Below are 22,489 nucleotides of genomic sequence, written 5' to 3'. Positions count from 1 at the left end.
ATAATGAACTGCCCTATATCATATGAAGATCAAGCTGGCTAAGCGCGGGATAGTGTCCTTAGGCAGACACCTGTCTTTGTGTCCATTATTTGCAATATGCAAAAGAAGCCCCACCGCATCATGCGGCAGAGCCCCTTCTATTTAATATTAAATGATCAATTATGATTACATGCCCACGTTATGATTGGAATCCGCTGATTCCGACTGCTCCTTATTACGGAACGGCCACCAGTTAGCCCGACCAAACGTCTTCACCATTACAGGCACGAAGAATGGCAGGAACAACAGGGAATACAGAATCAGACCACTGAGCACAACGGTCGCAATTTGCATCATCGAGAGCACCCCTGAAGGGTACATCGCGGCGAAAGTTCCACTGAGAATAACCGCTGCAGACAAAATAACGGTTCCCATGTTTTTCATCGCGTATAACATCGCATCCTGTACTCTCATGCCTTTGTTTTCGTTGAAACGATCCATAAGGAAGATGCTGTAATCTACACCAAGCGCAATCAGCATTACGAAACCAAAGAATGGAGTGACCCAGCTGATTCCGGCATAGCCCATAATATTCACAAAGACCACTTCTGTCAGTGCCATCGATGTGAAGTATGCAAGCAGCAATGAAATAATCAGATAGATCGGCATGATGATGGAACGAAGCAGAATAACCAAAATGATGAAGGTTCCTGCCAGCATCAGCATAACGGTACGTGTGTAGTCTTTGTTCGAGATCGACTGCAAATCTGCAAACGTACTGGTTACACCGCCCACGGCAACGTCGGCTTTTTCAAGCGCACTACCCTGAACTGCACGTTTCACTGCTGCCTCGATATCCGGCACACGGTCAATCGCCTCTTTACCATACGGATTTTCTGCAAAAATAACATCCAGCGTCATCGTCTTGCGATCCTTGGACAGATACGTGTCAAATACCTTCTTGAAGTCCTTGTTATTCAAGGCTTCTTCAGGAACATACCAACCTGCCAGATCGGAATCCGGTGAATTTTGAAGTTGTGTCAGATAATCCTGAGCGGAATCGAGCCCCCCCGACACCTTCTTGATTCCATCCACACTTTGATTCAAACCATCTGTCAGTTGCGTTAATTGGCCACTGAGATCCGAGAAGCCCTTCTGGATCTTCTCCTGTCCTCCCTGAAGTTGACCCAGGCCGTTCTGGATGGAAGGAATCTCTTTAATTACTTTACCTTGACCATCGGCGGCCTGTTTCAGTCCTGTCTCCAGTTGACCAATACCTGCCACAATCTGACCCAGACCATCAGCCAGCGCCTTCTGTCCGGATGCTGCAGCAGCAAAACCTTCATTCGCCTGATTAATGCCGGCTGCAGCTGTACTCAGATTCGTCTGAATCTGGTTCAGTCCCTGCGCAAGCTGCGCTGTACCTGAACCGGTTTGACCAATCGTGCCTTTGATGCGTTGATAGTCGGCATCTTGCTGCAACTCCGGGAAACGCTCTTCCAGCGCAGAGAACGATGCGGTCAGACTCGTCAAGGCTGTTGAAATACCTGTCAATTGCTGTTCCAGTTCCTTCGTTCCATCACCCAGTGCAGCAACCCCTGCTCCAGCTTGACGATAGGCCTGCAACAACTGGTTATTCGCTTTGGCAAGCTGGTCTGCACTGGTTTTGGCTTGTTGAAGCCCAGCCTTCAGATCCCCTGCGCCAGATGAACCGTCCCGAATGCCTTTTTCAATGCGTTTTAATCCATCGCTGAGCTGCGTAATACCCGATTGCAGCTGAGTTGTGCCCTTAGTCAGCTCTCCAGCTCCACTCGCGGCTTGTTTAAGCTGAGGTTCATTTTTACTCAGTTCATTGCTAGCTTTGCTAAGACCATCACTGATTTTATCCAGACCTGTCTTGCCCTCGCCCAGACCGTCAGATAATGTACCTACTTGTTTGGTTACTTCAAAATCTTTAATCTCATCCCCTGTTGGACGTGTCATACTACGAACACCTGCAACCCCGGGAACTTTCTCTACTTCGCGGCTGATCTTCTCTGCTACAGCCATATATTTTGCGTTGTCCATCGTTTCGTCGTTCTGAATGACGATCTGACCCGGCAAGGACTCACCTGGACCAAAACTGTCCGAAATAATGTTAAACGCTTTAACCGAATCGTATTTGTCACCGATCTCGTCAAGACTGTTAAATGACAACTTCCCGTCATAGGTCACGAGAAGAGGCACGGTGACTGCTGCAACAATCAGCAGGGCTGCCCACGGACGTTTAAGAGAAAACTTCCCTGCTGCCCCGTAGATTTTGCTTTCGGCATGTTCCAGTGAACCCTTGGATGGCCAGAATAGCTTTCTGCCCAGCACAGCCATAAAGAATGGCACAATGGTTACCAGGGCCAGCATCATCACAGCGATACCCACTGCTACGGCTACCGCAGAACGATATAGCATGAACTGTGCGAAACCGATGGCCACGAATCCAACCAATACTGCCAAAGCGGAGAAAAACACGGTTTTACCTGCGGTGCGATATGTAGCAATAATGGCATCCCATGTGTTCTCATGGCGTGCAAGCTCTTCCTTGAACCGGCTGATCAGCAGGATACAGTAGTCCGTTCCGATCCCGAACATGACTGCAACCATAAAGATCTGCGTGAACGTGGAGAGCGGGAAGTTAACCCCATCTACCAGGAACGCAACAATCTGCTGAGACACGATATAACTGATACCCACCGTCAGCAGCGGTACAAACGGAGCTACAAACGAGCGGAAAACTACGAAAAGAATAAGCAAAATAAAAACAACCGTAATATACTCCGATTTCTTAAGTCCTTCTTGAGAACTCTCAATCGTATCCTCATCAATCAAACCTTTACCTGTAATATAATGTTCAACATTCACTGATTTCAGCGCGCCATTCAGGTCATTTCGCATTTCCTTGACGGTGCGATCACCCATCTCAATCGAGAGCGAGGTCAGAATGGTTTTGCCATCCTTCGAAATCATTTTGTCCGACAGTTCCGGCTGGGAGAAAGGCTCCAGCACAGACAAAATGCCGAGTTTTTGCTTGTCGGCTTCGAGCAGTTTAACTGCTTTCTCTGCCTCTTGTTTGCCTGTTGTGCCAAGACCATCCGGATTATAAAATACGAGTGCAATCGAGGTGCCCTTTTGTTCCCCATTTTGGGCCGCCGCTTCATCCAGAATCGCTGCAGCTTTGGTGGAAGAGTATCCTTCCGGAACAGAAAACTGTCCCTTTTCACGAATCAACTCGCTCATGTTTGGCGCGGTAAACATCAATACAGCGGCGGCGACAATCCACAGCCCCATGATCCACCAGCGCCCTTTTAATATCGCTCTCATTGCTTCTCCAGCCCTTCTTCTTGTGTTAGCAGTGCTGCCAGCTTCTCAAATGAATCAATAAAGTTTTGAACCGCTTCCGGTGTAAAATGTTTCAGGTAAGGTTCCAGCAGCTTCTGAATCTCCAATTCGGTCTCCTTGTACATCTTCAGGCCAGCATCCGTCAAAGTCAGATAGATAACACGGCGGTCACGCTCATCACCCGTTCGATGCACCAGATTCCGGTCAGCCAGCTTGTTAACCAGAGCCGTAATGCTGCTCTTGCCAACACATAGAAGCTCTGCCAGATCCGATGGGGTGCAAGCAGGTTTCTCGTGAATGAGACGCAGAGCACAGAACTGATCGGTTGTGACCGTCTGGCCTACCTTTTCGCGTATCCGCGTATCAAACCGCTTGGTCACCAAAAACGAAGCGTCCAGATAACGATTCACCAAACTTTTGGCATCTGGCGTGTTCATGTACGTTCCTCCTTCCAAAACTAGTTCATCTAACGAACTATTCATCAGCAAAACTATTCTATAATGAAACTATGTTCGAGAGCAATACTTATTTCCTATTTTTAAAACAAAAAAAATAGGACATCCGGCTCGGCACCTATGCCAAGCCCAATATCCTGTCTGATTTCTTCATATCCAATGATATGCTGAATACGTTACGCGCAGACCCTGTTATACGTCGTCCTCATCCTCTTCTTTTTCAAGAACACAACGGAACCTCTCCGCACCTGGAACCATTTCACCAAGACTATAGACGACAAATCCCGTATTTCGATAAAACTCCACTGCTTCCTGATCCGTCTCTGCGATCAAGGTATCTGGATTGTACTCTGCAAGAACCTGTGAAATCATACCCCGACCATAATTTTTGAATCGGTTCTCCGGCAGCACCGCAATATGGCGAATGGTAATTTCGCTCGCTCCCGTATGTTCGTAACCAATCAGACCAACCAGCTGTTCTTCGTCCTCATATCCGGTCAGAAACAGATTACTGCGTGTCACATACTGCTCTACTGTCTGATTGACCTGATCCGGATCTGGAAAGACAGCGTAGGATAATAACTCCTGCACCTCCGGCTCCTGCAGACGTGGCTTCAAGTTTTTCAACAAAACAATTCCTCCAATATACGTACTTCTCTGCCGAGAATATTTAAAGCTTATTCAGCCATTCGATCGTGTAGGCATTCTCAACCTGTTATCGTATTGTAGACTGTAATTTGGCAAAGTTCAAGATAAGTCCATTACTCTTTCTGCACAACAAACCGAAGCAGCTCACAACGGAACTCGGTTGGTTCATCATACTTCTCTTCCTGAATCGCCTGGGTCACATGCTCCTGAAAAAGGATATTCCATCCCTCGTAGGCTTGCTCCAGCAGCGCAATGGCGTCGGATGTGGACAGATTCAACTCAATCAACGGCTCGATCTGACGCCCGGTCTGGATTTCTTTTTCCTCGACACTGGTGCTCATCGTAATACAGTGGATACCTCCGATCCGGGTTCCCGCCTGTAACCGCTCTACTGTTTCAAGAAAGGCCTCTTTGCTGGATGTGTGTTCCAGACAGGAACACGCCGCAATAAAATCAAAAGCATTCGGTTGAACCTGATAATGCTCAACGTCTGCTTTTTTAGCCTGTACGATGTGATCTACCTGGTACTGCTTCGCATATTTGCGAAGACCCTCTACCGCTTCATCCAGCAGATCCACGCCAATAACCTCGCTGTTAGTATCTGCAAGACGTTGTGCAATCGGAATCGCATGTCTGCCGACACCACATCCCAGGTCAAGCACACGTAATTCTTGCTTATGAACAAGCAAACGTTCCAACATGTCCATCACCATAGGCATGGGTCTGGACATCCATGTTCCGTCTTCAAACAATTCATTGTTTTGATAAAAGTTGGAATGATATCCCGCTTCAGCTTGACGAGCAGCCTCAAATTGTTCTTCTCGCATTCCGCTACCTCCTGCAATGGATTTAGACCTTTACAGTAACCTTCACACAAAAACGAAGAAAAGAATCAGATAGATAATCATCATTATTAAACTGGCAGTGACAAGAATTTTCCCGGCATCCCGTTTACTGGCATACTCATTAAACAACAACACTCCACCAACGGTCATGGCAACGGGAGCAAAAAACAACGTCATGATCACAAGCAACCCCATCGAGTACTGATCCAGTGTTGATTCTTCGTACTCCATCATATGAGACTGTTCCGGCTTGGCCGTCTTGGTCGTGACCATGTTGCCGCAGGACTTACATTTGAATTCATCCGCTCCCATAGGTTTATGACAATACGAGCATTCCCTTGAAAATCGTGGCATGTCTGTCTACCTCCAAGTAAATTCTAGGCTTGTTAGTCAATCCATAACCGCTTTATATTTCTCACGATCCACCCGAAAGGCGGTGGCATGGCCTGCACCAGGAATCGTCAGCAGTTCCTTATAGGTGGGGCAAGCTTCATATAAGCGATAGACCATATCCTTGGTATCCTTGGGTATAATTCAACTCTGATTAGTCTGCTGAAGTGCACTACATGCAGCCTGATACGCGGGAAGAAGCTTATCAAGCAAAGGCTCTGCCTGATGAGTTTGCTCTTGCTTGGCGTGTTCCTCAATCTGACTGAACAAGGTTGAAAGGTAACTGATGCCGAGACTCAAACTCCCTGATTTTAAATCATGTGCTGTCTCGGCTGCGGCTTCATGATCGGCTGAAACCACATGTCTGCGCAAGTCCTCGATTTTTCCCGGCGTTTCCGCACGGTACATCTCCAGTAGCATACTGAGCAACGTTTGACTGCCATCCGTATTTAATTCAGCAATTTCACGAACCACGTTCATATTCAGAATCTGCACGGGTTTCGATGCGGAGTGCCACTTCCGAATGATTGAGCCCAGCAACTCCAAAGTAAACGGCTTACCGATAAAATCATTCATTCCAGCCTCAAAACACTTATCTTTCTCACTTTGCATGACATTGCCAGTCATTGCAATCATCGGCGTCGGTTGACGCATCTCATCCCGCTCTATTGTACGAATCTGACGAGCAGCTTCGATTCCATCCATAACCGGCATCATACTATCCATCAGAATCAGGCTGTATTTCTTATGACGAAACGCATCTACAGCCTCTTCCCCATTGATTACAATTTCAAGCTCTGAAAAACCAAGCTTTTTGAGTTGCAGCTGGACAAGCTGACGGTTAATGGCATTATCATCAGCCAGCAAAATCGGCAAGGCACGAGAATCTGCCGCAGACTGATCTGGATTCACCGAAGTTTCATCTCCACCCGTTTGGCGGGCAATCTCTCCGCTTCCAGCCATCTGTAGTCCAAGTTCAAGCTCAAACCAGAAAGTAGATCCTTCTCTTTCTTTACTCTCGATACCAATCTGTCCATTCATCAGAGTAACGAGTGACTTGCAGATCGACAAGCCAAGACCTGTACCTTCATATTCCTTCAAACGTCCCTGTTCTGTCTGCATATAAGGCTGGAAGAGACGAGCCTGGTCTTCCTCTGAAATGCCAATGCCAGTATCATGCACCTCGAACCGAACAAGCTGTCTACTTGCATGTTGTTTTACAAGTTTAACCCGCATCTTAACTGAACCATCCGTAGTAAATTTATTTGCGTTCTGAATCAGGTTGATCAGTATTTGTGTAATTCGCGTGGAATCCCCTTCAAGTACAGCGGCGACTTCCGAATCACAATCAATCAAAAACTGGTTTCTTTTCTTATCAATCTGCGGCTTAAGCAAACGGAAGATGTGATCCAGAATTTCCTGAAGCTTCACTTCTCCCTGTTCAAGACGCACCTGACCTGCTTCAAGCTTGGAAAGATCCAGAAGATCCTGAATTAATTTGAGCAGGAGCTTGGCCGCCTCCTGGATAACCGTTACTGATTCCTTCTGCTCCGCCGATAGAGGCGATAACGCTAACAATTCTGCCATCCCCAATATTCCGTTCAGCGGTGTGCGAAAATCGTGACTGATGACCGCCATAAAAGCACTTTTAGATTCATCAGATGCCACTGCCTGCTGGCGTGCCGTCTCAAGACCAGCATTATTCTTACTGAGCTGCCGCTGGAGCGTAACCAGTTCATTGTTCATGTCCGAAAATGCCGACAATGTACGCTCCTCTTGCTCCTTGCTTCGAATCAGTTGATCCGATAACTGCTCGATCGTTCTGCGCAGTCTCTGCATTTCTTCATTGTCATTAGGCATCACTTCAGCCCTTTCCTATTCAATTACCTTACTTACATTGTCAAGCGACACCGGAGAAATAAGCATGCGCTCAGCAATAGCAACCGCCTCGTCTGCTCCAGGTGCATAACCGTCAGCACCGACTGTTCGCCATAAATCTTTGTCTATATTAAACGGATAACCGCCTACCATCACTTTGACATGGGCTATTTCTGCATGGTCGCGAATGCGTTCGATCAATTCTCTTGCCAGATGAAGATGATAAGTCATCGTCACGGAAATCGCCACCACATCACTCTCATGATGCTTGATGGCTTCGACAATGCTTCCATTCGGAACATTAGCACCCAGATAATACGTATCCCAGCCCTCCATTTCGAAAACATCCGTGAGCATTCTCAGCCCTACTTCATGCTGTTCACTTCCTACACAGGCTGCGACCAGTTTTTTACCCTGATTCGGCCCGATCATCCATCTGGAATACAACCGTGAAATAAACGATTGCGTTGCCGCCGTGCAGAAATGCTCTTGACCTACACTAATCTGGCCTTGCTGCCACAACCGACCGATTTCGTATTGAACAGGCTGAAAAATGTAGCGATATATATCTCGGATCGACGCGCCAGCATCCAATTCAGACTCGATAATATCAAAAGCTTCTCTCCGCTGATTATCGAGCAAATACTGCAAATATGCTTTTGCTTCCAGTCCGTAGGGCATTGATGCATGAATAAAATTGGTCTGGGTTTCCAGTTCCTTCGTTACATCGATCCCCATCTCCAAATATTCTAATAAAAATGTACGATGAGGTTCTTCGAATTCTTCATATAATGCCTCTTTAATCAGCTTAAGGTTCAATCCCAGATCCTCTGCCGATACCTGATAACCGGCAAGCAGCACTTTTAACCATGATATATAGTGAGTGAACAAACTGGGACTTTTCACAAGCACACTTTCTGCCAGATAGCTTAGACTGTACTGTGAGTCCTGCTTGGTTCTTATTTTTCCAATCGGACCGAAACGCTCCATTAAGTCGGGCTGCAACCGATACTGCATTTCGGTTATTTTCTCGGCCAAGATCCCTGCATCTTGAAGTAAACGTTCTCCGGCCTCCCGATGACTCATCGACGCATTCCTCCTTTGTCTACACCTGCTGCCGCAAATCTGCTTCATCTATATGTTTCAGTTCAAGGCAACTCTACTAATCTAGTATACATGAAGCTGGTGTATATACTTTCGACGTTATAACCAATCTTCCTATATTATGCAGCCATACGCAAGCCATATAGCCAGTATCCGAGGCATGTTACAGACACAAAAAAACGGATCTACGTTATAAACGTAGGTCCGTTTTGCCTTCTGCAGCGAGTCCAAGCTTCTTCAGCAGACGTATCGCATCCATCTTTTCGGAAGGCTCAAGTCCCTCCAAAATGTCGATAATGACTTGATGATGCTGTGGAAATATTTGCGTGAATAACTGTTTTCCTTCCTCCGTCAGCTCAGCATATATCACCCGGCGATCTTCTTTGGAAGGACGGCGAAACAGTAAATTCTTGTTTTGTAACTTATCAACAACATAAGTAATATTGCCACTGGACATCAATACTTTTTCACCAATCTTCTGCAAGGCCTGTGGTCCTTTGTGATACAACAAATCAAGTACGCCAAATTCTGTGGAATTGAGTCCGTGGCTCTGGATGTCCCGATTGGAACGTGATGTCACCGAATTGTAGGCTCGTATAAGAACCACAAACAATTGCAAGGACAGCTCCCGGTTATCCTCCGTTTTCAACATTTCTATAATCCTCCATCAGTTGTATACATTCCCGTTATACGTTCCAATACCTTCATTATGGACGGTGAAGCTCGTCTATAGTGCCGTCTTCTTTGGCGATGATCACTACGTTGGCCATATTCACGAATAATCCATTGTCCACGACACCTGGCAGCATATTCAGATGCAGGTTAAGTTCTGCTGCGTCAGCAATGGCTCCCAGATGGCAGTCTGCAATCAAGTTTCCGTTATCCGTGAGGTATGGTTTATGCTCGTCCATTCTCCACTTCGGCTGGCATCCCATTTTTTCAAGTGCCTGAAAGGTCCATTCCGATGCAAAAGGCACGACCTCAACCGGCAAAGGGAATTTCCCCAGTTTTTTCACAGCTTTGCTGCCGTCAGCAACAATGATCAGTTTATCGCTGTTCGCCGCCACTATTTTTTCCCTCAAAAGAGCACCGCCACCGCCCTTGATCAGATTAAAATCCGGATCGACTTCATCCGCCCCGTCAATCGTCAGATCCAAACGTCCGATCTGGTCAAAAGGAATAATGGGGATGCCCCATTCCCGAGCCAGTTTGTCTGAAGCCTCTGAGGTAGCTACTGCCTGAATATTCAGGCCTTCCCGAACCCGCTCCCCAATTCGACATATCGCATAATACGCGGTCGAGCCCGTGCCCAAACCAACTTTCATTCCATCTTCAACGAACGCTGCCGCATGTTCTGCCGCAATCTGTTTCAGATTCATTCTTATCCCCCGTCTGCTCATAATTTGTATACAACCATATGTAGTTATTATAGATAAAACCTCATCCGATGTATATCCATGCTTCTAAGCCAGGTTGAGACCATTCTTTGATGATTAATGGTGTATTTTTTCCCACTATGTTATAGAATACAGAATGAAACTAAAAAATGGCAATTTTTAATAATAAACAGTACTAATTACCTATAAACAAAGAGTTATGTCCATAAATACGTAAAAAGTTAAAAAAATTTTAACAAAACTATTCAATTTAACGACATTTTACACGACATAATAGATATAGATGTGTTTTAATAATTAGACACATATGGTTTCATAAGGTACATAAGTCTCGAATAGTGGCTAAGAAACCAAGACCATTGTCTCATACTTCCCTTTGAAGGAGATGACGAAATGCAGTAGCTTTTTGTACCAAAAGCATACCTACAGTTTCTTAATTTACAGAAGATCAGGAGTGGAAATTAGTGAAATCATTGAGTTGGAAAAACATGTCGTTTTTCTCCAAAAATCTATTGCTCTCATTTACCAACATTATCATTATTGGCGTAGCTTTGATTGCAAGCAGTTATTACTTCCAAAAAACGGTTCTGGTTGATCAGCTGCATGGACAAGTAGAACAGATCACGAAAAAGTGGGCCCAAGATATTAATCCTGCAGATGTTCAAACCGCAATCACAGAGCGCAGCTACGAAGGTACTGCACAGACGAAACTAAGAGCTTATTTTGATGAAATGCAAAAATATTATCCTAACATTGCACAAGCCTATATCTTCGGTGTGGAGCTTGGCGGCGACAACAAACGGTTAACTTCCCTTGTTGCGATGCCAACGAACCTGAGAGAGGCTTTTCAGAGCGATAACGTAAACATTGGTGATATGTACGAACAACCGGTCATTGTAGCCAATGCCCTGAAAGAAATGCTGAATACGGATCGTCCAACGTTCACAACCTTTTACTCTGATGACTTCGGTACGTGGACAACCATTGCTTATCCGATCAAAGACAGCAACGGCAAGATCTTCGCTTACTTCGCTGTAGACGCGGATGCCAAAGCCGTTCCGGCAGGTCTGAACTCGTTGTTATTAAATGGAGTTATTATTCTCGTAGCGTTCTTGCTTTTGTTCCTCATTATTCAATACCTTGTCGTAAAAAACACACTCTCTCCGATTCGTCATCTGATCAAAGGCATTGATGAAGTCAGCAGAGGTAATTTGGATGTCACCATTCCGACAGGAAAAGACGATCTGGGACTCGTTAACGAGAAATTCAACGTCATGGTACGCAGAATTAACGACACTATCGTAAAAGTGCAAATGACATCCCAGGAAGTGAATCAATCTGCGAAGGAACTTTACGAAGTCTCTGAACGCAACAGTGACAACGCAGACTCCATTAACAGTAACGTGACCCATATTACTTCCAACATTCGTTCACAGGAACAGGCCACCCGTGACAGCGCCCGCGCAATGTCCGAGATGGCTACCGTGATTCAGACCATCGCGAGCAGCTCCGCAAGTGTTGCGGACGAAGCGTATGAGATGGAGCGTCGTTCACAGCAAGGTAACAGTGTAGTTCGTCAGGTATCCGAACAAATGAACCTGATCACTCAATCTGTGAAAAATACGGCTTCAGCGATCGAAGTGCTGGAGAGTCGTTCACAGGAAATCGGTGATATTCTGAACATAATCTCAGGGATATCAAGCCAAACTAATCTGCTTGCCCTTAATGCATCCATTGAAGCGGCTCGTGTAGGTGAAGAAGGAAGAGGGTTTGCAGTAGTTGCTGGTGAAGTACGTAAGCTCGCTGAACAGTCCGAGCAGGCAACCAGTCAGGTTGGCGTATTGATTCAAGAGATCCAGTCGGGTATCAAACAAGCCGTTCAAGCCATGGAACAAGGTACTTCCGAAGTAGATACAGGACTCTCTGTAGCAGATCAAACCGGTCAATTGTTTGATGAAATTCTTGAAGCAGCTAAGAAGGTATCCCACCAAATTCAGGAAGTATCCAGTGCAACGCAGGAAATCTCAGCGGGTACAGAAGAAATGACTGCAACAGCTGATGACTTGTCTGCAAGTGTTAGCAAGACCGCTGACAGCAGTGAGAAAATTTCTGTATCTGTAGACGAACAAAAGGCATCCCTGATTACCCTGGTAGACTCCTCCACTCGACTCACAGATATGTCTGAAGAGCTTCAGGAACTGATTTCTCATTTTAATGTAAGCAAGCAACAATAATAATAAACTCGGTTTGAACCAAGGAGGATACCTGAAGTGATTGAAAACCAATCATTATCCCACTCCATGGAATCTGGCTTACCTGTTCTTCAGATTCCATTGGATTATGGACGTCGCCAGCAAACATTCTCTTATGAGTCTACTCATATTACATTGAAAGCATCATTGAGTCGTGAACTTAAACAGAAGTTTGGGGAACAGATGGTGTACCCTGCATTGCTTTCAGCTTACGCAGCCTTGTTATTCCGATTGTCTGCTGAATCGGAGCTGGCTATCGGAGTACTTGCTCCAGAACAGGCAGCTTCCTATCTTTCATTACAGCTTCAAGGCAAGACAACGTTCTGTGAACTGTTCGAACAGATTACAAAGCAGCTTCAGATTCCCTATACACAACAAACCGGAGGATATCCCGAGACACTGTTTATGCTGAACAGCGTACAATTGCCTCAGGCTCCTCAGGTGATGAATTGGAACGTTCGTTATGATCAGAGCGACATCATTCTAGATCTGTTTTATGACCGTTCGTTACTACAAGAGTCAACTGTTTTGCGTTATGCAGAATATTTTCAGACATTACTTCTCGCTCTCTTGCGTGATGATTGCAAAGCGATTGGCGCTGTAGACATTCTATCTGCTTCTGACCGCCTGATCTATCGGGAGATGAATGACACGGCTGTACTTGAACCCGTTCATTCAACGATCCATAGCTGGTTCGAAGCAACTGCCGCAGCCTATCCGAATTCTCCTGCGATCACCTCACTCTCAGCAAGTTATACGTACCGGGAATTAAATGAACGCGCGAATCAGGTTGCCCGTGTGTTAATATCGAACGGATTGCAGCAAGGTGACTTCGTCAGTATTTTTATGGATCGAAGTCTGGACACCATCATTTCACTGCTCGGTATTCTTAAAGCAGGCGGTGCCTATGTACCGATTGATCCTGAACATCCGCAAGAGCGGAACAGCTATATTGTCGAAGATACAGCTTCACCATTTGTACTGACAACAGAAGCTTCGTATGATCAGGCCAAAGAGTTATTCTCCAGCATTTCTACGGTACGTCAGATTCTATCCGTTGACGGACGACTTGCAGGATTCGCAGCCAGCAATCCCAATCTGGATATCAAGCCGGATGATCTCGCTTATGTGATCTATACTTCAGGCTCTACTGGCAAACCGAAGGGCGCACTGATCGCCCACCGGGGTGTCACCAATCTGGGCAGCGTTGTACAGCGCGACTGTGACATTCAGCCTGGGGATGTATTAACTCAGTTTGCCACATACAGCTTCGATGCATCGGTATGGGATACGATCGGTGCTCTGTTCTATGGTGCTGAGCTCTATCTGTTATCGGCGGAAGAACGGGTGTCTATTGAAGAGTTTGCAAGTGCGATTGAGCGAACAGGCACCACCATCATTACAATTTTACCCACAATTTTCTTCAATCAGCTGGCCTCTTATCTGTCGGATGAAGGATTTCATAAGTTGGCAAAAGTGCGCATCATCACCGTAGCCGGAGAAGCCCTATACGGGGAGCAAGTTCGGGCTTTCCAACGCAAATTCGGTAACCAGATTGATATCGTTAACGTGTATGGCCCGACTGAATGCACTGTCGCTACCACCACACACCGGATCAGTGAGCAGGTTCCAGGCCACATCGTTAACATTCCAATCGGTAGACCCATTCATAATTACAAAGTATACATTGTCAATGAAGAGCAGCAGCTCTGCCCTGTAGGTGTACCTGGTGAAGTGTATATTTCCACTCCCGCACTCGCCAAAGGGTACTTGAACCAGCCTGAGCGAACAGAGCAGTCCTTCATTAGTAGTCCTTTTGCTATTGGCGAGAAAATTTACAAGTCCGGGGATATTGCCAAATTGCTGGATACCGGGTTGCTGGAATATGTGGGACGTAGTGACTCACAGCTCAAAATTCGCGGTCATCGGATTGAGATCGGGGAAATTGAAGATCATCTGGCTCGGCTCGAGCAGATCCAGAACGTTGCCGTTATTCCGAAAAAGGAAGCGGACGGTCAAAATATGCTCGTGGGTTACTTCACATCCAAAGATGGGAGCACCCTCTCCGTAGCCGATATCAAAGCAGCTCTATCCGAGAAGCTTCCATCGTATTTTGTTCCGAAATGGATCTGTCAACTCGATGAGATGCCCGTTGCACCAACAGGAAAAATCAATCGCAAAGCTATGGTATCCATGCCACACGTTGAACGTCATACCGATCAGATTGATCGAGTGATGCCCGAGACAGAAACGGAATCTGTTCTCTTCCATGCATGGAAGGAAATCCTGCAACATGATGATTTTGGAGTTGAAGACAGTTTCTTCAGTATTGGTGGCGACTCCCTGCGGGTCATCCATGTACTGGTTCTTCTGAAGCCACATTATCCGCAGCTAAAAATTGCCGATTTCTTTGCTGAAAAAACAATTCGTGCGCTTGCTCACCGAGTAGAGCTTTTATCCAAGCAACAAGATGCTGTTAAAGGGGCTTCTACTACGAATGGCATGATCACTCAACTTGCTGAACATCCGGTGGAACTGTCATCTCAGCTTGGTTACCCGAACATTCTTCAGCCTGAACATGTGCTGCTGACTGGCGCAACCGGTTATCTGGGTTCACATGTACTGCAGCAGTTGATTGTGAAGTCTTCTACACGTATCTACGCTCTTGTGCGCCGTCCAAGCGATGGTACGACAGCAATGGAACGTTTAAGTAAAGTAATGCATGGTTATTTCGGCAAACAACTTGCTGACCAACTTGCAGATCGTGTCGTGATTGTGGAAGGCAACTTGGAGGAAAAGAATCTAGGGCTTTCCGACGAGCAGCAAGCTTTGCTTGAGATACAAATCGACCGTATCATTCACTGCGCGGCTGATGTTCGTCATTTCGGAGAGGCGACGCAATTCGCCAAAACCAATGTCGAGGGTACGGTTGCCTTGCTGAATTTGATACGTAACAAAAAAGGGGCTTCGTTCCATCATGTATCCACGATGGGTATACCCGAAGATTTGGCTCTCAGCGGACAATGGGAATCTTCATTGCAATATGACCGTTTCCCGGCAGAGTTGCATGTAGACAACGTATACTCCGACAGTAAGCTCGAAGCGGAAAAAGTACTCATGGCTGCTGCAGGAGAAGGTGTGCCTGTCAGCATCTACCGTGCAGGCAACTTGACATGTGATTCTCATACCGGTCGTTTTCAAACGAATATCGACAGCAATGCCATCTACCGCATGATTAAAGCGATGTTGTTGCTTGGCAAAGCCCCTGCCGCAGACTGGCTGATGGACTTTACCCCTATCAATTATGCCAGCGAAGCGATTGTACACCTCGCTTTGCGTCAGGATACAGCTGGACGTGTGTTCCATATCTGTAATCCGGAGCCGATTCGGTATGACGAATTAGTCGAAGCCGTGAAACGTGCTGGTTATGATGTCGATACCATGCCGTTTGAGGACTATACCCGCTGGTTATTCGATGCAACCATCACAAAAGAGCCTGAAGCATTGCAGCTTGCTATCGCTCAACTGGAAGGCGACGGAGCGAAGGATTCAGCATATGCCTATGCATCGCCGGTAACGACAGCCTACGTCGAACCAGCAGGAATCTTCTGTGCCAAGACGGATGACCGTTTCATTCATACCATGCTGGACTATGCTGTTCAGATCGGTTATTTCCCGGCACCGATTCGTCCGAATTACGGTACAACGACGGTTGCAGATTAAACCTATTTGCATAAATGCTTACAAACAGCCAGATAAAGTAAAAAACCACTTTCTCGTCAAACACGGCGGAAAAGTGGTTTTTTTCATAGCCAACACACTTGACTGTCAGCCACATCTCATCTCTATATCCAGCGGATCACCGCAATGATGGCTAGATGAGCCGGATAGAAATATCGCCAGATCCATCGTGGCCCTTTCAAACGAAAACCGGCCTGATAGTACTGTGCAATGGCAATACCGGTTGTTGCGAGCACACTATACATCTGCAGAAAGCTATGATGTAACATCAGATAAAGTATATTTAACACAACATGTGCCATAACCAGAACTGGCCCTTTAAAGTAACGAAACAGAAGTACCAACATCAACCCATACATGCCATAGTCCATGTGTGTCCATTCCATCACCAATCCTGCCCCGATTACAATCGGGATACCAAGAAACTTCGAAGGAAGTTTATCCAGCGCGAGCAGAACAAGTAATGCCGACCAGAGAGTCCAGACCACATTCAGCGAAAAATGATTAAACGCAGCAACAAAAGGGACTTGAGAAATTACAGCGATCCAAAATAAGCGCCATATGTATTTTTGTGCATTGCGTGTATGCTTGTAGCCGATAAATACGGCAAAGGCATAGATTGGAAAAGCGATACGACCGATAATTCTTAGTTCAACCACATGTGGAAAAAAAACAGCGCCTATATGATCAATCAGCATCGTAATCATGGCAATCCACTGCATCATACTCGTTCATCCCTCCTTTTCCCCGTCTAAACAGATGATTCGAAGTGTAATTCATTCAGGATTCATTTTCACGTCCTACACTACACTCATAATACATGAAGCTTTGATCCCGCGTATATCCTTCAGATTCATACAAGGCTTGTGCCTGCTGATTGCTTATCGCCGTAGAGAGTGAAATACGAATGATTTTATGCTCCTGTGCCTGCTTCATAACAGCCTGCATCAGCTTTCTGGCTATACCTTGTTTTCGATCATTGGAATCCACATACAAGTCGTTCAGGATCCAGATCGGCCCCATAGAAACGGAACTATAGCTAGGATAAATCTGCACCAAACCGGCACCCTTCCCCTTGATTTCATCACACTGCTCATACCTGGCTGCATCTGACTCTTCTTTTATCCCTTGAATCCATTCAGCAATGAAGATAATTGAATCGTGATTACTCATTCTTTCATGTATGAAGCGGGATGCTCCTTCCAGATCTGAATCCTGACCATAGAACATTCGATAATCATTAAAAAGCCTGGATACTTCAGAAATATCATCTAACTCGGCTTGTCTGATTCCAATTTCCATTTCCTTCATTCCCTTCAGTTCAATTCAAATCAATTAAATACAATTCAATAAGCATATCTTTTCTATGTTCATTGTAAAATAAATGATCCCTTTCCCCCATTCATCAATTAGAGCAAAGTTTGCAGTAAACCCACACCTTGCCCCAAAAGTGTACATAGATAAAGTATATTTCATGCAAACAGCTGCCTACGTCTTGTGATCCGAACCTGCGTTAGCTATACCTCCCTTCACCTTCTCGTAGAATCCATGCCCACTGCTTATGTTGCTGTATATTGACTACGTTCAAACAAACGGTAAAAAAGCGACGAAAGCTTCACCTGCTCCGTCGCCATAACGATATATTTTTAATTGGATTCTGAGTTCAGCTGGGCTTGAGCGGAGCTGGATTCAGGAAAGATAACTCCTTTTTTCAAAATCAGATTTGCATATTGTGCCCGTTCCCCCGTTGCAACAATGACATAGGCCTTGGCAGCGCGCTCATAAAAATCAAAACGTTCTTCGTATTCCAGAGCATCGCTCATGTCCTCATACGTTTCGATTAACCGGCGGTAATCTTCCCAGATGATCGGTATGACCGGATCTCCTTTGACCACCTGCATCACGGCGGCGGGCCGTTCTACATAGGTGTCAAGCGGAAACAGCTGTAATATAGCATCCAGCAGTTGAACAGTGCCTACTCCATCACAACGTACTAAACGTTGGGCATGGCTGACTGCCGGAAAATTCGCATCGGTGAGCACAAGTTCATCACCATGCCCCATTTCGGACATCCGTTTGAGAAGCTCTGGCGGTAGGATCGGAGGAATATTTTTCAGCATCTTTAAACGCTCCTTCATAACTCATTTTATTATTTTGGAAGCCGTTTCATTCTTATTCTATCAGGATTGTTTGCGCTTTGCATCGTTATGAAATGTACATGTGGAATATCCATTGCCTTTGACAAATATACTTGTTTCACATATAGTTGTCATAACAACTATATGAATTTTAGAGATATTTTTCTACGGAAAGCGAGGTTCACCGATACATGGATTATTCTCTTGAGCAATCCGTTGGATTCATGCTCGGGCTCACCCACCGCAAAACGGCTGCTCTGTTGGCCGCACAATTCAAACCCTACGATATTACCACAGAGCAATTCTCTGTGCTTTTTAATGTGGTGCGTACGGAAGGTGTTAACCAGAAGGAAATGGCAGGCTTTGTTTTCAAAGACCAGCCCACTACGGCACGGATCATCGATTTACTGGAGAAAAAAGGGTGGGTCGAACGCCGAACGAGCGACCACGATCGAAGAGCCTATCTGTTATACCCTACCCATGAAGGTAAAGCGTTAATGGATATCCTTGTTCCTATTGAAAGAGAAATGAATAAAAAACTTGCTGAAGGTATACCGAAAGACCAGATGGAAGCATTTAAGCATACTCTTTCCCTCATTAATCACAATCTGTAACTATCACTACTCAGGGGGAATGGTTCACGATGAAAGAACAATCAGCACCTGTCCGATTATGGACAACGGATTTTATTTTGCTCATGTTATGTAATTTTCTGTTATTTCTGCAACTGCACATGATCGTTTCGCCACTGCCCTCTTATGTACAGGATCGATTCCAGGCCAACGCCTTTCAAGTGAGTCTATTCACGTGTCTGTTTGCGTTAAGTGCCATAGCCGCAAGACTCTACTCTGCGAAAGCGCTGGAGAAGGGCTTGCGTAATGCGATGATTTTTATCGGTTTGTCTATAGCCCTGCTCGCCACGCTTGGCTATTATTTTGCTGCCGGGATCGCCGTTCTATTATTTCTTCGCATGGTATTCGGTGTTGGATTCGGATTGAGCAGTACAGCATTTCCAACGATGGCATCCGACATTGTACCCGTCAAGCGAATGGGCGAAGGGATGGGGTATTTTGGCTTGTCTACGAGCCTGGCAATGTCTATGGGTCCAATCATTGGTGTTACCTTGCTACAAGGAGCCGGGTTTGTCACGCTTATGCTGAGTACCGCCGGTGTGATCGCCGTGATCTATCCGCTCAGTTATAGCCTGACACGAAAAAAAGCGGCAAAGACACAGGCTTCCCTGGCTACTGCGACGCAACAATCACAACAAGAACAAGGTGTCCGTCCTGTAGCTTCCGTTTCGGGAACCAAACCGGGTTCCAGAGCGAAAATGCCGTTTAACCGCAAGCTGATTCTGCCAAGTGTACTGAACGGTTTGCTGTCGATTACCTACGGCGGACTGGTTGGTTTTATCGTATTGTATGGCAAAGAGGCCCATCTCGCGAATCCGGCACTGTTTTTCCTCTTCAATGCACTGGCGGTTTTACTCGTCAGACCATTTGCGGGTCGCATCTACGATAGCAAAGGGCCTAAAGCTTTATTAATCCCGGGAGCGGTATGTATTGCACTCGGCCTTGTTACGCTTTCTTGGGCAACAACGATGCCAATCCTGTTTGTAGCTGCTTTTATATACGGTATTGGCTATGGCTCCATGCAATCCTCATTGCAGACCTGGATGATTCAGGTCGTTTCCCCTGCTCAGCGGGGTATGGCAAACGGTATGTTTTTAAATACACTCGATCTTGGTATTGCCATAGGAGCTCTTCTGCTTGGCTCCATCGCCTCTCTGACCAGCTATACGGAAATGTATCGGTACTCTGTCTTATTCATGATCGTATTCCTGCTGATCTATCTGATTCAAGGAAAACGGAGCGGCAGTTTCCAGATCGTAACACATCCATTGTTATCTCATACACATATTGCGGCTACGGATAGCACTGCATCAAACGACTCGAATGAATTGCAAGCAGAACCTGAAAAAAGGCAATAATGAGCAGTTACTTCGCTTTAAAATGTGTATAGCCTGAAACATACGTGTTTTTAGAAAAAGTTATAACAAGGGACAATTCACTTTTTATGGTATTATAATAGAGAGCGGTTTATTCAGTTAACTATAAGGAAGTGAGTAATTTTGAATCGTGAGAGCAAAATCATGATTTCTCCACTAAATACCGAGTTAATAGAAGACATTAATAAGACCAATGATTCTTTTAAGTTGTATGGTAGAGTTGTCCCCAGTTTACAATCCGGAAAGTGGTCTTATGAAGAAGTCCTTTTGGATGAACCGAGAGAAATCCGTTTTCCAGATGACAAACTTGATTGGGACCAATATATAAACCAAGAGGATAAAACGTTGTTTTTAGCGTATATGAATCATACTTGCATAGGACAAATTAGAATCATCAAGGATTGGAATCGCTTTTGTTATATTGAAAACATTGCTACCAAAAAAGATTACAGAGGCAGTGGCGTCGGTAAATTGCTCTTGAACAAAGCAGAAGAGTGGGCTAAACAACGAAAGCTTGTTGGTATGTCCCTGGAAGCACAAGACGACAATCTCGGCGCATGCCAATTTTATGTGAAGCAAGGATTCATACTAGGTGGGGTTGACACATTAAAGCAGTCATCTAATGCTGATATCGGAACCACGTTATATTGGTATAAGTTATTCAACGAACCGATAAAGTAACCGATAGCTAAAACAACAAACAATGCGCCGAGAACTCTATAGAGACTTATACAGCCTTATAAAAACGCGTTTACATCTGGCAAGCAGTTGTGCTGCTTGCCGGGACGTAAACGCGTTTTTTGATTTACTTTTTACGTAAGGCATCATTCAGATGCCCAAGTTAAAAAGGACTTTTTTTACGGCGCAGGGGTGAAGGTCTATATCCTTGATCGGTTTCACTCTCTTGCACACGCCTTTTGGGCAGCTTATCTTGGCCATCTTGCTTCTCTTGATTATCCTGCACGTCCCGCTCCTCTTGATCATCCTGCTTCGAACCCTGACCTGAAGACGGCTTGCCGCCCTTCTCAGGCTTTACGGCGAGTAATGTTAGCAACCCTCCAACGGCACCCGACGCAGCCAGAATGCCAAAAAGCAAAAAGTGGTGGGAACCGATCAGCAAAGACACCACAGGTGGGCCTAAGGATACCCCGATAAATCGCATACTGCTGAACAAAGCCGTAATCGTGCCCCGTTGCTTCTTATCCACACCTTCTGTAATCAGTGTATCCAGACATGGCAATGCAGCACCAATACCTGCACTCCCCAGGGTGAACAGCCCTACCACAACGTATATATTATCGAACATGCCGATGATTCCCAGTGACACGGTTACTAAAGCAAGTCCAGCAAAACCCAGCCATTTCATGCGGGATTTATTTTTACCAATCCACTTCCCTGCCATAAATGAAGCAAGACATAACGAAGCCAGGGGGATCGCCAAAACAAGCCCTTTGACTACTCCTTTGAGTGCAAATTCACTCTCCAGCGTTTCGGAAAGATAATAAAGGACACCAAAAATAAGAAACATGCAAATTCCGCCGATTGCAAACAGCGCATACAACCAGCGTCCCTTTTCTTTCAAAACGTCTCGGATGGAGGCAACAAATTCCGAAAAGGTAGGCGGTTTTTCCTTCCTTTTCGGCGTTTTCACCAGAAATATAACAAGGATTAGCGAAATAAGACAGAGCACTGGAATTGCCAGAAATGGCGAATACCACAACCATACTGCAAGCGCCGCCCCTAGAATTGGACTAAGCACTTTGCCAAAGGTGTTCGAGGTTTCAATGATGCCCAGGCTCTTGCTCACCTCATCCTCATTCTTGAACATGTCTCCCACAAGAGGAATGACAATCGGAAATGCGCCTGCTGCCCCCACTCCCTGCAAAAACCTTCCCCCAAGAATCGTCCAGTAAGCGACATCACCGTTCAATATCCATGCAGCAATCCCTGCAATTGCTCCTCCAACGGCTGCAATGACAAGACTGGGAATAATAACGACTTTCCTGCCGAATCGATCCGATAAATATCCTGCTAGCGGAATCAGCAGAATGGCCACTACAGCATATACCGTAATCAGCATACTGACCTTGAATGAAGATACCTTCAATTCCCGTTCAATCTGTGGCAAAATCGGTATAAGCATGGAGTTCCCTAGCGTCATAATAACAGGGATGGAAGCAAGTGCGACAAGGTCCCACTTTTTATCAGACATACCCTAACCACCTTCTCAGATTCTACACACAACAGCGTTATTGTCGGTTTATCTGAGGTTGATTATTCAG

18 protein-coding genes are annotated in these 22,489 nt (G+C 45.7%); 5 read left to right on the top strand and 13 right to left on the bottom strand.

The genetic code is table 11. From position 1 onward, the window contains the following. Positions 1-165: 165 nt before the first annotated feature. From ACUTVW_RS05400 to rpiA, 9 genes are all read right to left on the bottom strand, one after another. On the bottom strand, positions 166-3,333 hold the full coding sequence (locus ACUTVW_RS05400; protein ID WP_445644814.1) for an MMPL family transporter: 3,168 nt from the start codon (positions 3,331-3,333) through the stop codon (positions 166-168). Beyond that, positions 3,330-3,788 (bottom strand): MarR family winged helix-turn-helix transcriptional regulator, encoded by a 459-nt coding sequence (locus tag ACUTVW_RS05395; RefSeq protein ID WP_445644813.1) that lies wholly within the window; start codon positions 3,786-3,788, stop codon positions 3,330-3,332. Before ACUTVW_RS05395 ends, ACUTVW_RS05400 begins: the two co-directional genes overlap by 4 nt. Positions 3,789-3,998: 210 nt before the next feature. Continuing rightward, the gene (locus ACUTVW_RS05390) at positions 3,999-4,436 is read right to left on the bottom strand and encodes a GNAT family N-acetyltransferase (protein ID WP_445644812.1); all 438 of its coding nucleotides are present in this window, start codon (positions 4,434-4,436) and stop codon (positions 3,999-4,001) included. A gap of 131 nt (positions 4,437-4,567) precedes the next feature. Next, positions 4,568-5,281 carry a class I SAM-dependent methyltransferase gene (locus ACUTVW_RS05385; RefSeq protein ID WP_445644811.1) on the bottom strand — a complete coding sequence of 238 codons (714 nt, stop codon included), beginning with the start codon at positions 5,279-5,281 and terminating at the stop codon, positions 4,568-4,570. A gap of 42 nt (positions 5,282-5,323) precedes the next feature. Next, positions 5,324-5,653 (bottom strand): hypothetical protein, encoded by a 330-nt coding sequence (locus ACUTVW_RS05380; RefSeq protein ID WP_445644810.1) that lies wholly within the window; start codon positions 5,651-5,653, stop codon positions 5,324-5,326. A 180-nt stretch (positions 5,654-5,833) separates the two neighbouring features. Next, positions 5,834-7,549 carry an ATP-binding protein gene (locus ACUTVW_RS05375; RefSeq protein ID WP_445644809.1) on the bottom strand — a complete coding sequence of 572 codons (1,716 nt, stop codon included), beginning with the start codon at positions 7,547-7,549 and terminating at the stop codon, positions 5,834-5,836. Between the two features lie 15 nt (positions 7,550-7,564). After that, positions 7,565-8,653 (bottom strand): cobalamin B12-binding domain-containing protein, encoded by a 1,089-nt coding sequence (locus tag ACUTVW_RS05370; protein ID WP_445644808.1) that lies wholly within the window; start codon positions 8,651-8,653, stop codon positions 7,565-7,567. 208 nt (positions 8,654-8,861) lie between these two features. Then, on the bottom strand, positions 8,862-9,323 hold the full coding sequence (locus ACUTVW_RS05365; protein WP_445644807.1) for a MarR family winged helix-turn-helix transcriptional regulator: 462 nt from the start codon (positions 9,321-9,323) through the stop codon (positions 8,862-8,864). Between the two features lie 55 nt (positions 9,324-9,378). After that, positions 9,379-10,050 (bottom strand): ribose-5-phosphate isomerase RpiA, encoded by a 672-nt coding sequence (rpiA, locus tag ACUTVW_RS05360; protein ID WP_445644806.1) that lies wholly within the window; start codon positions 10,048-10,050, stop codon positions 9,379-9,381. A gap of 506 nt (positions 10,051-10,556) precedes the next feature. Between rpiA and ACUTVW_RS05355 the strand changes: the two genes are divergently transcribed. Then, a complete protein-coding gene (locus ACUTVW_RS05355) occupies positions 10,557-12,302 on the top strand; it encodes a methyl-accepting chemotaxis protein (protein ID WP_445644988.1) in 1,746 nt (581 codons plus the stop codon). 66 nt (positions 12,303-12,368) lie between these two features. Then, a complete protein-coding gene (locus ACUTVW_RS05350) occupies positions 12,369-16,043 on the top strand; it encodes a non-ribosomal peptide synthetase family protein (protein WP_445644987.1) in 3,675 nt (1,224 codons plus the stop codon). A 122-nt stretch (positions 16,044-16,165) separates the two neighbouring features. On the opposite strand, the gene ACUTVW_RS05345 is transcribed toward ACUTVW_RS05350, so the two are convergent. The 3 genes from ACUTVW_RS05345 to ACUTVW_RS05335 all read right to left on the bottom strand — a co-directional run bounded on the left by ACUTVW_RS05345 (position 16,166) and on the right by ACUTVW_RS05335 (position 18,181). Next, positions 16,166-16,786, bottom strand: coding sequence for a TraX family protein (locus ACUTVW_RS05345; RefSeq protein WP_445644805.1), 621 nt, complete (start codon positions 16,784-16,786; stop codon positions 16,166-16,168). A gap of 55 nt (positions 16,787-16,841) precedes the next feature. Then, on the bottom strand, positions 16,842-17,363 hold the full coding sequence (locus ACUTVW_RS05340) for a GNAT family N-acetyltransferase (protein WP_445644804.1): 522 nt from the start codon (positions 17,361-17,363) through the stop codon (positions 16,842-16,844). A gap of 344 nt (positions 17,364-17,707) precedes the next feature. Beyond that, the gene (locus ACUTVW_RS05335; protein ID WP_445644803.1) at positions 17,708-18,181 is read right to left on the bottom strand and encodes an RbsD/FucU family protein; all 474 of its coding nucleotides are present in this window, start codon (positions 18,179-18,181) and stop codon (positions 17,708-17,710) included. A 209-nt stretch (positions 18,182-18,390) separates the two neighbouring features. Between ACUTVW_RS05335 and ACUTVW_RS05330 the strand changes: the two genes are divergently transcribed. From ACUTVW_RS05330 to ACUTVW_RS05320, 3 genes are all read left to right on the top strand, one after another. Further along, positions 18,391-18,813 (top strand): MarR family winged helix-turn-helix transcriptional regulator, encoded by a 423-nt coding sequence (locus ACUTVW_RS05330; protein WP_445644802.1) that lies wholly within the window; start codon positions 18,391-18,393, stop codon positions 18,811-18,813. Between the two features lie 29 nt (positions 18,814-18,842). Continuing rightward, positions 18,843-20,189: an MFS transporter gene (locus ACUTVW_RS05325; RefSeq protein WP_445644801.1), complete on the top strand. Its 1,347-nt coding sequence runs from the start codon at positions 18,843-18,845 to the stop codon at positions 20,187-20,189. 141 nt (positions 20,190-20,330) lie between these two features. After that, positions 20,331-20,888, top strand: a complete 558-nt coding sequence (locus ACUTVW_RS05320) for a GNAT family N-acetyltransferase (protein WP_445644800.1) — start codon at positions 20,331-20,333, stop codon at positions 20,886-20,888. Between the two features lie 160 nt (positions 20,889-21,048). Here ACUTVW_RS05320 and ACUTVW_RS05315 read toward each other — a convergent pair whose 3' ends face one another. Continuing rightward, positions 21,049-22,419 carry an MFS transporter gene (locus ACUTVW_RS05315; RefSeq protein WP_445644799.1) on the bottom strand — a complete coding sequence of 457 codons (1,371 nt, stop codon included), beginning with the start codon at positions 22,417-22,419 and terminating at the stop codon, positions 21,049-21,051. Positions 22,420-22,489 lie beyond the last annotated feature (70 nt).

It is taken from the genome of Paenibacillus sp. TSA_86.1, assembly GCF_052691815.1.
This window is presented reverse-complemented; position numbering and strand designations above follow the sequence as displayed.

What these genes read in the sequence shown, in the direction of transcription:
- ACUTVW_RS05400 (WP_445644814.1), bottom strand. Translation starts at nt 3,333, where the DNA reads ATGAGAGCGATATTAAAAGGGCGCTGGTGGATCATGGGGCTGTGGATT.
- ACUTVW_RS05395 (WP_445644813.1), bottom strand. Translation starts at nt 3,788, where the DNA reads ATGAACACGCCAGATGCCAAAAGTTTGGTGAATCGTTATCTGGACGCT.
- ACUTVW_RS05385 (WP_445644811.1), bottom strand. Translation starts at nt 5,281, where the DNA reads ATGCGAGAAGAACAATTTGAGGCTGCTCGTCAAGCTGAAGCGGGATAT.
- ACUTVW_RS05380 (WP_445644810.1), bottom strand. Translation starts at nt 5,653, where the DNA reads ATGCCACGATTTTCAAGGGAATGCTCGTATTGTCATAAACCTATGGGA.
- ACUTVW_RS05375 (WP_445644809.1), bottom strand. Translation starts at nt 7,549, where the DNA reads ATGCCTAATGACAATGAAGAAATGCAGAGACTGCGCAGAACGATCGAG.
- ACUTVW_RS05370 (WP_445644808.1), bottom strand. Translation starts at nt 8,653, where the DNA reads ATGAGTCATCGGGAGGCCGGAGAACGTTTACTTCAAGATGCAGGGATC.
- ACUTVW_RS05365 (WP_445644807.1), bottom strand. Translation starts at nt 9,323, where the DNA reads ATGTTGAAAACGGAGGATAACCGGGAGCTGTCCTTGCAATTGTTTGTG.
- rpiA (WP_445644806.1), bottom strand. Translation starts at nt 10,050, where the DNA reads ATGAATCTGAAACAGATTGCGGCAGAACATGCGGCAGCGTTCGTTGAA.
- ACUTVW_RS05355 (WP_445644988.1), top strand. Translation starts at nt 10,557, where the DNA reads ATGTCGTTTTTCTCCAAAAATCTATTGCTCTCATTTACCAACATTATC.
- ACUTVW_RS05350 (WP_445644987.1), top strand. Translation starts at nt 12,369, where the DNA reads ATGGAATCTGGCTTACCTGTTCTTCAGATTCCATTGGATTATGGACGT.
- ACUTVW_RS05345 (WP_445644805.1), bottom strand. Translation starts at nt 16,786, where the DNA reads ATGATGCAGTGGATTGCCATGATTACGATGCTGATTGATCATATAGGC.
- ACUTVW_RS05340 (WP_445644804.1), bottom strand. Translation starts at nt 17,363, where the DNA reads ATGGAAATTGGAATCAGACAAGCCGAGTTAGATGATATTTCTGAAGTA.
- ACUTVW_RS05335 (WP_445644803.1), bottom strand. Translation starts at nt 18,181, where the DNA reads ATGCTGAAAAATATTCCTCCGATCCTACCGCCAGAGCTTCTCAAACGG.
- ACUTVW_RS05330 (WP_445644802.1), top strand. Translation starts at nt 18,391, where the DNA reads ATGGATTATTCTCTTGAGCAATCCGTTGGATTCATGCTCGGGCTCACC.
- ACUTVW_RS05325 (WP_445644801.1), top strand. Translation starts at nt 18,843, where the DNA reads ATGAAAGAACAATCAGCACCTGTCCGATTATGGACAACGGATTTTATT.
- ACUTVW_RS05315 (WP_445644799.1), bottom strand. Translation starts at nt 22,419, where the DNA reads ATGTCTGATAAAAAGTGGGACCTTGTCGCACTTGCTTCCATCCCTGTT.